The organism is Halobacillus litoralis (assembly GCF_004101865.1).
Taxonomy (GTDB): domain Bacteria; phylum Bacillota; class Bacilli; order Bacillales; family Halobacillaceae; genus Halobacillus; species Halobacillus litoralis_A.
In genome coordinates, this window is record NZ_CP026118.1 from 2,186,677 (window position 1) to 2,199,809 (window position 13,133).

The following is a 13,133-nucleotide window of genomic DNA, read 5'->3' on the forward strand; positions in this document are numbered from 1 at the left end:
TACAAACTATGAAAAAAACAAGAGAATTAGAACACCGAATGCGGAAACGCCTTGGTCACCCCCGACAAGCTTAAGCAAACCTTTGAAGTGACGGTTCTTTGTCACAGCAAAGGGCTTGCTTAAGACCTCGAGGGGGTAGGCGTTGTAGCTGGATGAAACAAATGCGAAAGCGCCTTGAGCAGCCTCGACAAGTTTAAGAACATCCATGTAGTGAAGCGGTCTTCCTTCACAGAATGGATGGACTTAAAACCTCGAGAGGCTAGGCGCTGTAGCTGGATGAGCCAAAAGCGGAAGCGCCATGTCAGCCTCGGCAAGATAAGAACATCCAGGTAGTGAAGCCCGCTTATACAGTCCAATATTTTCACCGTGTGATATGATTTCTTACTTCACAAAAAACCACAGCCCTTTTCAAGCTGTGGTTTCCGTACTATTCAATTCTGGTTGACCGGTTCTTCTTTTTTTATTTCATAAAGCGTTGCCGCTTCATTCTTATTCACGTTTTCTTTCAAGGATTTCACTTCAATCGTCAAAACCTTTTGTCCGAATTGAATTGTCAATTCATCACCGATAGCTACATTACTTGCTGCTTTGCTTTGTGCTCCATTTATACGAATACGACCTTGATCAGCCACTTCTTTTGCCAGGGTGCGTCTCTTGATCAATCTTGAAATTTTCAGAAATTTATCCAAACGCATCATTTATTCCGCTCCTTTATTTTTTGCTTTCGCTTGAACCCACAACTCTTCTAAAGAATCCAACTCGTAATCTTCCAAAGACCGTTCATCTTTAGCTGCTTCCTTTTCCATCGAAGATAGCCGAGTCCTGAATTTTCTATTCGTACGTTGAAGGGCATTTTCACTACTGATCTTATAGTGCCGTGCTAAATTAGCAATGGCAAATAACCAATCACCGAACTCTTTCTCCATTTCTTCCCGGTTTTCAGAATCACGTGCTTCTTGGAATTCCCGCCATTCTTCTTCTACTTTTTCAAGGACGGGGTCGACAGTGTTCCAATCAAATCCGACTTTTGCTGCCTTCTTCTGCAGCTCCTCCGCTTGCAGGAGTGCCGGAAAACTTTCAGGCACTGAACTTAGGATAGAGAGAGGCTGTCCACCTTTTTCTTGTTGTTTGATAGCATCCCAGTTGGTAATGACTTCATCGGCATTTTCCACATTGGTTTCTCCGAATACGTGCGGGTGACGACGGATCATTTTCTCCGTTATCGATATAATTACGTCATCGACTGTAAAATATCCTTCATCTTCCCCAATTTGACTATGCAACATTACCTGAAGCAGAACATCTCCCAATTCCTCAACCATATGATCATCGTCTCTGCGATTAACCGCATCAATGAACTCATACGCTTCTTCAATCATATATTTCCTCAGGGATTCATTGGTTTGTTTCCGATCCCATGGACAGCCTTCGGGGCTTCTTAATATCCGAATGACTTCCCTTAATCGGAAGAATTGGTGGTTGAGTTGATCTTTCTCTACTGGAGGGATATAAACACTTGTCAGGTTGTCTATTTCAACATTCCGATCCAGTTCTTCCAAAGGGATGGTCATGATTTTTTCCTGATCACTGCCTGCTGCTGTGACGATGGTCACAGGATAATCAGGAGTAAGGTCTTCAAGAAGTGTCAATTTCACTTCAGAAGCAATCATCGAATCGTAGACCTGGCATAGTATCGTATGATTTAAATATTGTAACTGCTCACGGCGCATATCTGTCGCATCGATAAACTGAAACCCTTCGACAGGATCAATTTCCAGAGCTGTGAAGGTAGCATCCAAAAAGCTTTGACCACCTTGGATATCGAGCTTTATCATACCGGCCTCTCTTTGTTCGATCAACAATTGGACCGTCCGCTCTGCTAACATCGGGTGGCCAGGGACGGCATAAAGGATATCCGCTTCTTGAGAGGCACGGACCAGCTGATTGACAATTTCCATATATACATCACCAAATTGATGGTGGGCTTCATAAATTTCATCAAAGCTCTCCCATGCCACTCCTTCATTTTGTAACTCTTGAATGACAGGGTGTTTACTTGTCCGAACATAAAGAGGAGCTTCTGTCCTGATCAGCTCTCGATATACACCGAGCGGTAGCTGATCCATGTCGGCCGCTCCAAGACCGAGTACTTTAATGGTATTCATTACTTCATTCCTTTCGGCAATAGTTTTATGAATTGTTCATGAAAAGGTAACATTTCGACTTCATTATTGGAAAAACCCCCGAGACGAAGCAAAAGGATCAAATAAATCATTGCTCCCACACCGGTAAGGATTAAAAGATAAATCAATAAAGTAAAGCGATGGTCAGGGAACCAAAATAATTGCACAAAGGTGCTTAGAATTTGTAACCCGATAACCATCCCCATGGTTGAAAAGACAATCGGCACCAAAGGTAAGGATAACCATTTTCGTATAGAGATTTCTTGTCTTAAGATTACGACATTTCCAACCAAAACAAAAGTAACAGCCATTATAGAAGCTAGCGCAGATCCATATAACCCTAATGAAGGGATCAATATCAGGTTCCCTGCTGTTTTCACTACGAGTCCACCTAATACTACCAGAGCTGTTTGTTTTACATAATCGAGCCCTTGCAGAACAGATGACATCGTAATCGAAATTGAACTGCCTACAATGACAAGCATCAACATTCGCAAAGGACCTGTCCCCTGTGAATCCTGAAAAAAGGCCTCATTTATCAACGGAAATAGAAAAACCAAACCAGCTGTAGCCCCAAACGCAATCATGACTGTGACCTTCACAGCACTTAAAATGGCACTTTCCACTCTCTCAAAGTCGTTGTTCAATCGTTTTCTTGTGACAGAAGGGATCAAAGCTAATGCGATGGAAGAAGCAAGTACCGTACCTAACTGGATCAAAGGCTGTCCGCGATCGAATATTCCTTTCAATAAACGAGCTGAATCGATTCCCACTTCTGTTTTCACAAGACTTGGAACCAATGTGAAAGCGTCCACGAGCTGCAAAGAAAGCAATAACATATAGTTCAGGCAAATAAACACCCCATAGAAGAAGATTGTTTTCATATAGGATGTAGTACCTTTCCAACGGTCCCATGTCCATACCCGTCGACTTTTCCTTAGCCAGCTTCCTAATAATAAAGCCGCTCCGACAGCACCTGATATAGATCCCCAAGCAGCACCGATGCCTATCGAATAAGCATCCTGTCCTCTTGCAACGAGAACGGATGTGGTAATGATGATGGTAACACGAAAGATTTGTTCAACAATTTGGGATACAGCCGTAGGGGCCATATGATTCTTCCCTTGAAACACACCACGAAAAAGAGAGACGAAAGGCACCATTAAAAAAGCAAAAAAGGAAGCTTTGATAGAAGGAACCAGTTTTTCATCTCCCATGATTTCAGCGATTCCCGGCGCTTGTGTATATCCTAAAAGGAAAATCAGCCCGGATGCTCCCATCAACCAGAAGAAAACCGGAAAATAAAAAGAAGGGATAGACAGAGGATTTCTGTTTTCCTCTAGTTCAGAAACCAGTTTTGAAATAGCAGCAGGAAATCCATACAAAGATAAAATTAAAGCCATGCCTAAAATCGGGTAAACTTGCTGGTAAATATAAAATCCCAGATCCCCTGTTAAATTCTGCAACGGGACGCGATACCCTGCGCTTATGATTTTGCTGAGCAAACCAGCAAACGATAATATAAGTGCTCCCTGGAGTACGGAACGATTACGAGATTTGGTCATTTTGGACCCTTTCTAATTATATGTATTCAGAGCATTCATTATATCATATATAAAGGCCAGATCCCTTACCCGCACGGACCTGACCTACGTTATTACTCCATTTGTTTAGCTAAAAAGCTTGCTGCTGTCTGCACAGCTTTTGTTGTACTTTCATCAAGCGGGGGACCTTCTTTATTGAACGCGACGACACATCCTATAGGATCTCCCTGGGCGATAATAGGATAGATAAGGTATGATATGACATCTTCTTCTTGCCCTCGGATAAACTCTACTGGATCCGGGTGCTTTTCGAAGGACATGCTTCTAGCATCCATGACCTCTTCAGCCTTTGCGCCAATGGATCGATTCATATAATCCTTCTTAGCACTGCCGGCCACTGCTATATACTCATCTCTATCGCAAATCAACACAGGAACTTCTAAAGATTCACTAAGGGCTTCTGCATATTCTTTCGCAAAATCACCCAATTCACTTATTGGTGAGTACTTTTTCAAAATCACTTCACCTTCACGGTCTACGAAAATTTCCAGCGGATCTCCTTCTCGTATCCTCAACGTACGGCGAATTTCTTTCGGGATAACCACACGACCTAAATCATCAATACGACGAACAATACCAGTTGCTTTCATTCTCTATGCTGCCTCCTTTTACTGTGATGACTTCCTTCCATTCTCCTGATGAAGCGCAAGCAGAATAAGCGGGTGATTAAGGATAGTATGATTCAGCAGAAAAAACCTATACGTCCTTTGTATGGATTTTTTCATAAAAAATGTAAGATTTTCACGCGAGGTAGCATGATCCTGAAAAAAAACTCGGGATAAAGCACGTAATGGAGGTCTATTTGCATATTTAATAAGGTCATCACCCTCATAAAGATGATGACCTTAGGGTCTGGCTGAAAATAAAGTGGTGCTGGCCACGCCGAAAATCAACATCCGCCGGTAACCTCTTTTCAAAGCAAAACCCCATCCTTATCGGATGGGGTGTTCATTAAGCTGTAGTAGTTTCTCTCATCATTTCAGGGAGCTTACTGATAAATTCCTCCACGATTTCGTAGCGTTTCCATTCACTTTTGCGGTCCCAGGTGATCGTTGCTTTCAACTGGCTGTCTTCTGTCCCGAGTTGAACCATCCTTCCGTATTGATTGGCGAATTCAAACAGTTTGGATCCATCGATTTGCTGACTTTGTTCGGATTCCATCAACATTTCGATTTTCTTTTTCTTCTCTGTGACAGATTCGATACGGGACCTCTTTGCATGTAAACGTATAGATGAAACACGGAACAAATTTTCTACTTCTTCTGGATATTCCCCGAAACGATCGATTAATTCATCTCTAAGGTCGTGGATATCCTCCAGAGATTCAATCGCTTGAAACTGCTTATACATATCTATTTTCTGTTTTTCATCAGCAATATAGTCATCTGGAATATAAGCATCCACCATCATGTCCAGTTCAGGCTGGAAAGGCTGGATCGCTTCAGGTTCCTTGCCTTGACGTTTCGCTTCTATAGCATCTTTCAACATTTGCGAGTACATGTCGAACCCTACAGAATCGATATACCCGTGTTGCTGGGCCCCTAGTAGATTTCCGGCTCCACGAATAGATAAGTCACGCATGGCAATTTTAAATCCAGAACCAAGCTCAGTAAATTCCTTGATTGCCTGGAGTCTTTTTTCCGCTACTTCCGTTAATACTTTATCCTTTTGATATGTGAAGTAAGCATATGCAACCCGATTAGAGCGCCCTACTCTACCTCGCAACTGGTACAACTGGCTAAGGCCCATACGATCCGCATCATAAACGATAAGCGTATTCACATTCGGGATATCAACGCCTGTTTCTATGATGGTCGTACTGACAAGGACATCAAACTCCCCTTCCAGGAAGGAGAACATGACATTTTCCAGTTCGGTTTCGTTCATTTGGCCATGAGCAAAGGCCACTCGGGCTTCAGGCACTAAAGCAGATATCTCTTGGGACATCCGTTCAATATTCTCTACACGGTTGAACAAAAAGAACACCTGTCCGTCTCGAGCCATCTCTCTTTCCACTGCTTCTCTGAGAAAAATCGGGTTGTACTCCAACACATAGGTCTGAATCGGGAAACGGTTAGCAGGCGGTGTTTCTATCACTGACAAATCCCTTACCCCAAGCATCGACATATGCAAAGTCCGGGGAATCGGTGTGGCAGTCAATGTCAGTACATCGACATTATGCTTCAATTGTTTGATTTTTTCTTTGTGTTTCACCCCAAAGCGCTGCTCTTCATCCACGATCAATAAACCTAAGTCCTTGAACTGGACATCCTTGGAAAGAATACGGTGTGTGCCGACTACGACATCCACCAAACCTTTCCGCAAACGATCAGTCGTCTCTTTTTGCTGTTTCTTCGTCCTGAAACGGCTCATCAAGCCTATATTAATACCGAAGCCCTGGAAGCGCTCCTGCAGGGTTTCATAGTGTTGTTGAGCAAGAATGGTCGTCGGCACCAGCAAGGCTACTTGTTTACCTTCCACAATGGCTTTAAAGGCTGCTCGAATCGCAACCTCCGTTTTACCATAACCTACATCACCACAGAGCAATCGATCCATGGGCTGGATACGTTCCATATCGGTTTTGATTTCTTCAATACAGCGGACTTGGTCTTCTGTTTCTTCGTATGGGAAAGCCACTTCAAAATCTCGCTGCATCTCTCCATCCTCCGTGAAAGCATGCCCTCTAGAAGCTTCCCGCTCCGCATAAAGCTGGATTAAGTCGTCCGCAATATCCTCTACCGAAGATTGGACTCGGCTTTTCACTTTTTTCCATTCGCTTCCGCCAAGTTTATATACTTTCGGTTCCTTACCTTCTGATCCTACATATTTTTGAATCAGATCAATTTGATCGATCGGCACATAAAGCTTATCGTTACCTGAGTATTGGACCATAAGAAAGTCTTTATGGTTGCCGCCCATCTTCAAGGTTTCAATCCCTAGATATTTACCGATGCCATGGCTCGCATGAACGATATAATCGCCGACTTTCAATTCTTGATAGTTCTTGATCCGCTCTGCATTCGTAAGTTTTTGCTTCCGTTTCGGTTTGGCAGTCCGTTTCTTGAACAATTCGTTTTCAGTAAGTACAGCAAGCTTATGCATCGGCCATTCAAAGCCGCTGCTGATATTCCCTGTGATAATCGTAGGTTTGACTAAAGGAAGACTAATTTCTTCTTTAGCGATAACTGCTTCCATCTCATAATCCTCAAGAACGCTCTGTATCTTTTCCCTTCTGTTTTCATCAGGCGCAAGTATGATGACTGAATAATCCTGCTTTATCCAGCGGTCCATTTCATTTTTCAATAAGTTCATCTGGCCGTGGAATTGCTGCATTTGACGACTTGATATATTGACGACATTCTGAGGCTGAGTATTGGGAATATGACGCATGAACACAGACAGATATAAACGAGGATGCTCCATTTTTGCCCAGGCGTCCTGCCAATCAAAAGATATATTGAGCTGACGTACTGTTTGATTGACTTCCAGTAAGCTTTGATGCCACTCTGCCTCTTCTTGATCTAAACGGTTGGCTGTTTCCTGAATCCGGCTCATCTCATCCAGCACCATGATACCGCTTCCAGGTAAATAATCTAGTAAACTCACAGGTTCTTCATAGAAATACCCGATATATTTATACATTTCCTGGAACCGGTCCTGTTGCTTCAACCGATCCAAATCATGCTCAATTACTTGGTTCAACGTTTCCTTTGCTTCTGGCTTTGTCAACTTTTTCAGGGAATGACCGAGGGCCTCTTCCAGCCTGTGATACGCACGTGTGAAATCTTCCGCTGTTAAAAGCAACTCTGTAGCAGGACCGATGGTAACTGCCTCCACCTTTTCATGGGAGCGCTGTGTTTCTGAATCGAATGTGCGGATCGAATCTACTTCTGTATCAAACAATTCAATACGGTAAGGGAATTCAGCGGTAAGTGGATAGACATCCATGATTCCTCCACGCACGGAAAATTCCCCTGGTGTAGCTACCATTTCCGTCCTTTCATACCCCATACTTACAAACCGTTCCAGATAAGTATCCAAATTGATTTCTTCTCCAACACGAAAAGGGAGCTGATTATGCTCCCAGTATGCTTTCGGTGGCATCATCCGTTTCAGGGCAGCCACAGGTGCGATTAATATTCCCGATTCTTGATTCAACCATTGACTAAGTGCGTCGATCCGTTGACTTCTAAGCTCCGGACTAGCAACCGCGATTTCCGAGGCAATCAGCTCGTTGACTGGATAAAGGTGAACTTGATCACTGTCGGTCAATTCTTGCATATCTTCATACAATTGTTGGGCTTGGATCAGTTGATGAGTGACTAAAATCACTGGTCTTTTCAAAGACTCTTGCAGCAATGATAGAAGTACACTTCTTGATGCTCCCGATAAACCGGCAACCATCTGTTCTTTCATCCCTGACCGGAAACCTTCGACAACAGAATGAATATCATCCTGTGGATATAGATAATCCTTAATACCTTGCATAACGAACTCCTCCACCATCCCGACCTTCGATAATCCAAAGGCAAAGATTTAATGAATAAAAAAATCTAACTCATGATAATGTGGATGCTCATCCAGAGATTCTTTGCACGAATCGCAAATCGTCCTTATGTCCATGTTACCACTTGTTGTCATATGGACCATTTGCTGTTGGTCTTCATCATTTAAAAGGTCGAATCCCAACTGTGATACATCCACTTTCTTAGCGTCTAATTCACCGACTTGGTTTTGACAATGACGGCAGAAATAACGAATTTTCATATCCATCCTCCTAGAAAAGGTGATGGTATGTAGTTTCTCCGTCATAGTTGACTGTTATACGATGACAAATCTGGTTCACTTTACGTTGTAGTCATTCATGACCTCGTTGAATGAGTACGTTGTCCAGGCTCCACAAGCATTTGTCGCTTGTTGAATACTTTCTCGAACAGCATCTTTTTCTTCTGAAGTAAAGCTGCCTAATACATGGTCAATAACGGATTTCGATCCTTCAGGACGCCCCACGCCTATGCGGAGCCGTTTGAATTCTTTCGTACCTAATTGCGCAATGATACTCCTTATGCCGTTATGGCCGCCGTGACCGCCTTTTTTCCGTAAACGGATCTTTCCCGGCGGCAAATCAAGATCATCATAGATGACCAGTACATCTTCCAGTTCAATATCGAAATAATCCATTAATGGACGCAATGATTCACCAGATAAGTTCATGTAAGTTTGCGGTTTCAATAATATGACCTTTTCACCGTTCACCCGCTCCATCGTGTACATCCCACTGAACTTCTTCTGGTTCAATGACCAGCCATTTTTAGCAGCTAGTTCATCAATCACCATGAAACCGACATTATGCCGGGTCTGTTCATATTTTTTCCCTGGATTACCAAGACCAACAATACACTTCATACATAACTTCCTTTACTGGATTGTTCTATTTCTTTATTATATCAAAGCTATAGCAAAAATATTGTCAAAACACGTTCGATTCTAATAAAGATATGGCTTATGTAGTACATGACATACTCTGGCCGGGTTTTAATAATTTATATTAAGAAAAAGGGCGGGCCTTCTTGGCCACGCCCTTTCCGAATCATTCAATTCGATTTATTACTTATCAGATTTCTCTTCAGAGTCCTCTTCCTCATCGTCTGATTTTTCATTGATGACTTCAGGCTCTGCATCTGCATTATCTGTGTCTGGCTCTTCCGGCATTTCTTCCGGAGGAGTGACGGAAACGATTGTCGTATTGTCATCTTCAGTGATTTCATACTTACGTGCCTCTTTCAAGTCACTAACCATTACACTGTCACCGATATTCAGTTCAGAGATGTCGACAACGATTTCCTCTGGAATGTCTGCAGGTTTCGCACGGACAGCCACTTCATAAAGAGGTTGTTGTACGACACCGCCTTCTTTAGAGCCAGCGGCTTCTCCTTCAAGATGTACAGGGACTTCAACGTCCATCTCTTCTGACATGTCAACGATATAGAAGTCTGCATGAATCAATTCATCCTTCAAAGGATCGACTTGATATTCATGAAGCATAACATCTACTGTATCTTTTCCTTCGATATTTAGGGAGATGATTGCGTTCTTCCCTTCATCACGAACAGTTTTAAGTAGCTCTATGCTGTTAACAGCAACCGTCATCGGTTCTTTATTCTTCCCGTACACGACACTCGGGACTTCGCCCTCTAAGCGTAAATCACGCGTAACGGATTGTTTGAGATTTTGCCTTTGATTTGCTTTCAAATTAATAGCCAAATTAATCAACCTCCAGTAATTTACCAATCATTTTTATCAATTTCCCGTTTTTCACAAGAGTTAAACCTGAAATCTGAAATTTTAGTCGAACAAAATACTAATGGATTGACGTTCATGAACGCGGATGATGGCTTCACTAATTAAACCGGCAACGGATAGTTCAGTGATTTTATCACTTGTTTTCTCTTCTCCAAGAGGAATTGTATTAGTAACGACTAATTCTTTAATCTTAGAATTATCGATCCGCTCAATGGCTGGACCAGAAAGGACCGGGTGTGTACAACAAGCGTACACATCCTTGGCTCCATTTTCAACTAAGGCGTTGGCTGCAAGAGTAATCGTTCCTGCTGTATCAATAATATCATCAATTAGAATAGCTGTCTTGCCTTCGATGTTACCAACGATATTCATCACTTCAGAGACGTTCGGACGCGGGCGACGTTTATCGATTATGGCAATCGGTGCTTTCAAGCGGTCAGCCATCTTACGCGCACGTGTTACACCGCCATGGTCCGGAGAAACGATGACCACATCCTCAAAGTTCTTTTCTTCGAAGTAATCAGAAAGGATCGGAACTCCGACCAGGTGGTCGATAGGCAAGTTGAAAAAGCCTTGTATCTGCGGGGCGTGAAGGTCCAGCATAAGGACACGGGAAGCTCCAGCTGTCTCCAGCAGGTCCGCCACAAGCTTAGCCGTAATGGGTTCGCGAGCGCGCGCTTTACGGTCTTGTCTGGCATAGCCATAATAAGGCATGACGATATTGATCGTTCTCGCAGAAGCCCGCTTCAAAGCGTCAATCATAATCAATAATTCCATGATATGCTGATTGACTGGCTCACAAGTAGATTGGACGACATAAACATCGCAGCCACGGATACTTTCTTCGATATTAATTTGAATCTCACCGTCACTAAAGCTCGTGACTGTACATTCACCAAGGTCTACTCCGATGTTATCAGCTATTTCTTTCGCCAGTTCAGGGTTTGAGTTCAGTGAGAATACTTTCAGTTTTGAATCCTTATAGCCAGTTGCCATGGATGGAACCCTCCGTTAATCTTTTTTAATGGATTTCATTTTACTCGCATAGCCTTCTTTGTTCGTCTGTCTTGAACGAGCTATGGACAACGCTTCTGACGGAACATCCTCGTTAATGGTAGAACCCGCAGCCACATAGGCTCCTTTTCCAACTTTCACTGGCGCAATCAAGTTCGAATTACAGCCGATGAAAGCATCATCTTCTATTGTTGTCAGGTGCTTGTTTTCTCCGTCATAATTCACTGTTATTGTACCACATCCGATGTTCACACCACTTCCGACATCTGCATCACCTATATAACTCAGGTGTGATGCTTTACTGTCTTCACCAAACGATGCTTTCTTCACTTCGACAAAGTTACCTACTTTCACATTATTACCTAATGTGGACTGCGGACGTATGTGGGCAAAAGGTCCGATTTGTACACGTTCCCCAATACGACTATCAGCTGCGACACTTTGTTTAATGGTTGTTCCAGCACCAATGTGGCAATTTGTGATGGTCGTGTTCGGTCCGATCAAGGCATCATTTTCTATCGAAGAAGTACCTTCAATCACACAACCTGGATAGATGACGACATCTTGACCAATCGTAACATCAGGCCCGATATAGGATTGATCAGGATCTACCAATGTAACCCCATTCTTCATATGTTGCTCGTTTATCCGTGATTTCATCAGTTTTTCAGCTTTTGATAGGGCAACACGGTCATTTACACCTAGCGATTCGGAGAACTCAGGTGTTTGATAGGCACTGATGGTTTCTCCCTGGTCTTTCAGGATTTCAATAACATCAGGCAGGTAATACTCTCCTTGCACATTATCGTTTGAAACATTTTTCAATGCATTAAAGAGCGTGGCATTGTCAAAGCAATACGTACCTGTGTTGATTTCTTGAATTGCCCGCTCCTCTTCGGAAGCATCTTTCTGCTCCACAACACGCTCAACTTGCCCGTTTCCTCCACGGATGACACGGCCATATCCATGAGGGTCTTCAGCGTGAGCCGTCAAAATTGTCGCTTTCGCTTTTTCATCGTCATGATGATCCAGCAATTTTTGAAGGGTCTCCCCTGTTAAAAGAGGGGTGTCTCCACAGACGACAACTGTTGTTCCTTCTTTATCTCCAAGGATCTCATCAGCCTGCAGAACGGCGTGTCCTGTTCCCAACTGCTCTTCCTGGACAACATAATGGCTATCTTTACCAAGTTGATCCTGAACTTTCTCTGCTCCAAAACCTACTACAGTAATTAACTCTTTCAGATCTAATGTATTTAATTGGTCGACAACGTGCTGAACCATCGGCTTCCCGCATACAGAATGCAAAACTTTGTATAGTTTTGATTTCATACGAGTGCCTTGGCCAGCTGCTAGCACGACAGCATATCGGTTAGTCATGAACGTACCTCCATCCTAATTATCCACCTTGAATCATATCTTAAACCAATGTCGATTTCAACAATTGAGGAAAAAGGTAAATTACGGATCATTTCCTGTATTTTAACAAAACAAAACCGCAAAGCCATGATTATCCACGGCAAATTTATGGTTGATTTATATACACCCGTGAATCAAAAAAAGAGCCTAACCTGTTAGGATTAGACTCTTGTTGCGCTTAAGTATTAGGAAGCTCCTGCTTCTTCAAATTCAACTTCCGCTTCTTCCTCTTCACCTGCCCGGTGGTAGGCTTCAAGTACAGCATCCTGGATTTTTCCGCGTGTACCGGAATTAATCGGGTGTGCAATGTCTCTGAACTCTCCATCTGGTGTGCGCTTACTCGGCATCGCTACAAACAACCCATTGTTGCCATCAATCACCCGTATGTCATGGACCACAAACTCCTGGTCTAAGGTAATAGAAGCAATTGCTCGCATTCTTCCATCAGTATTAACGCGTCGCAGTCTTACGTCAGTTACTTCCATTAAGATTCACCACCTTTATAACAAAAAGAACTTATGTACACAAATTCCACAAAACGGGAAAAATTCCTGCTAATTTTTCTAAAAATTTTTCTATTTAATAAATTCAGGTGATGAAAAGGGAGAAAAAA

At 42.8% G+C, this 13,133-nt stretch carries 11 protein-coding genes; all 11 read right to left on the minus strand.

The genetic code is table 11. The annotated features are described in order from the left end of the window. Positions 1-431: 431 nt before the first annotated feature. A complete protein-coding gene (locus HLI_RS11045) occupies positions 432-695 on the minus strand; it encodes an RNA-binding S4 domain-containing protein (protein WP_128526865.1) in 264 nt (87 codons plus the stop codon). Positions 696-698: 3 nt separating this feature from the next. Continuing rightward, on the minus strand, positions 699-2,165 hold the full coding sequence (gene mazG, locus HLI_RS11050; RefSeq protein WP_128525010.1) for a bifunctional methyltransferase/pyrophosphohydrolase YabN: 1,467 nt from the start codon (positions 2,163-2,165) through the stop codon (positions 699-701). Further along, positions 2,165-3,748, minus strand: coding sequence for a putative polysaccharide biosynthesis protein (locus HLI_RS11055; RefSeq protein ID WP_128525011.1), 1,584 nt, complete (start codon positions 3,746-3,748; stop codon positions 2,165-2,167). Before HLI_RS11055 ends, mazG begins: the two co-directional genes overlap by 1 nt. Before the next feature lie 92 nt (positions 3,749-3,840). Next, a complete protein-coding gene (gene spoVT, locus HLI_RS11060) occupies positions 3,841-4,377 on the minus strand; it encodes a stage V sporulation protein T (protein ID WP_128525012.1) in 537 nt (178 codons plus the stop codon). Between the two features lie 361 nt (positions 4,378-4,738). Beyond that, complete coding sequence (gene mfd, locus HLI_RS11065) at positions 4,739-8,275, minus strand: transcription-repair coupling factor (RefSeq protein ID WP_128525013.1); 3,537 nt, start codon at positions 8,273-8,275, stop codon at positions 4,739-4,741. A 48-nt stretch (positions 8,276-8,323) separates the two neighbouring features. Beyond that, the gene (locus HLI_RS11070; protein WP_128525014.1) at positions 8,324-8,554 is read right to left on the minus strand and encodes an anti-sigma-F factor Fin; all 231 of its coding nucleotides are present in this window, start codon (positions 8,552-8,554) and stop codon (positions 8,324-8,326) included. Positions 8,555-8,629: 75 nt separating this feature from the next. Beyond that, complete coding sequence (pth, locus tag HLI_RS11075; RefSeq protein ID WP_128525015.1) at positions 8,630-9,193, minus strand: aminoacyl-tRNA hydrolase; 564 nt, start codon at positions 9,191-9,193, stop codon at positions 8,630-8,632. A gap of 201 nt (positions 9,194-9,394) precedes the next feature. Beyond that, positions 9,395-10,051 (minus strand): 50S ribosomal protein L25/general stress protein Ctc, encoded by a 657-nt coding sequence (locus tag HLI_RS11080; protein WP_128525016.1) that lies wholly within the window; start codon positions 10,049-10,051, stop codon positions 9,395-9,397. A gap of 81 nt (positions 10,052-10,132) precedes the next feature. Next, entirely contained in the window at positions 10,133-11,086 is a 954-nt protein-coding gene (locus HLI_RS11085) for a ribose-phosphate diphosphokinase (protein ID WP_128525017.1), read from the minus strand. Positions 11,087-11,101: 15 nt separating this feature from the next. Next, on the minus strand, positions 11,102-12,481 hold the full coding sequence (gene glmU, locus HLI_RS11090) for a bifunctional UDP-N-acetylglucosamine diphosphorylase/glucosamine-1-phosphate N-acetyltransferase GlmU (RefSeq protein WP_128525018.1): 1,380 nt from the start codon (positions 12,479-12,481) through the stop codon (positions 11,102-11,104). A 224-nt stretch (positions 12,482-12,705) separates the two neighbouring features. Next, a complete protein-coding gene (gene spoVG, locus HLI_RS11095) occupies positions 12,706-13,005 on the minus strand; it encodes a septation regulator SpoVG (RefSeq protein ID WP_128525019.1) in 300 nt (99 codons plus the stop codon). Positions 13,006-13,133: the final 128 nt, after the last annotated feature.

Excerpts from the sequence above, each read along its gene's own strand:
- HLI_RS11045 (WP_128526865.1), bottom strand. The coding sequence starts at position 695 with ATGCGTTTGGATAAATTTCTGAAAATTTCAAGATTGATCAAGAGACGC.
- mazG (WP_128525010.1), bottom strand. The coding sequence starts at position 2,165 with ATGAATACCATTAAAGTACTCGGTCTTGGAGCGGCCGACATGGATCAG.
- HLI_RS11055 (WP_128525011.1), bottom strand. The coding sequence starts at position 3,748 with ATGACCAAATCTCGTAATCGTTCCGTACTCCAGGGAGCACTTATATTA.
- spoVT (WP_128525012.1), bottom strand. The coding sequence starts at position 4,377 with ATGAAAGCAACTGGTATTGTTCGTCGTATTGATGATTTAGGTCGTGTG.
- mfd (WP_128525013.1), bottom strand. The coding sequence starts at position 8,275 with ATGCAAGGTATTAAGGATTATCTATATCCACAGGATGATATTCATTCT.
- HLI_RS11070 (WP_128525014.1), bottom strand. The coding sequence starts at position 8,554 with ATGAAAATTCGTTATTTCTGCCGTCATTGTCAAAACCAAGTCGGTGAA.
- pth (WP_128525015.1), bottom strand. The coding sequence starts at position 9,193 with ATGAAGTGTATTGTTGGTCTTGGTAATCCAGGGAAAAAATATGAACAG.
- HLI_RS11085 (WP_128525017.1), bottom strand. The coding sequence starts at position 11,086 with ATGGCAACTGGCTATAAGGATTCAAAACTGAAAGTATTCTCACTGAAC.
- glmU (WP_128525018.1), bottom strand. The coding sequence starts at position 12,481 with ATGACTAACCGATATGCTGTCGTGCTAGCAGCTGGCCAAGGCACTCGT.
- spoVG (WP_128525019.1), bottom strand. The coding sequence starts at position 13,005 with ATGGAAGTAACTGACGTAAGACTGCGACGCGTTAATACTGATGGAAGA.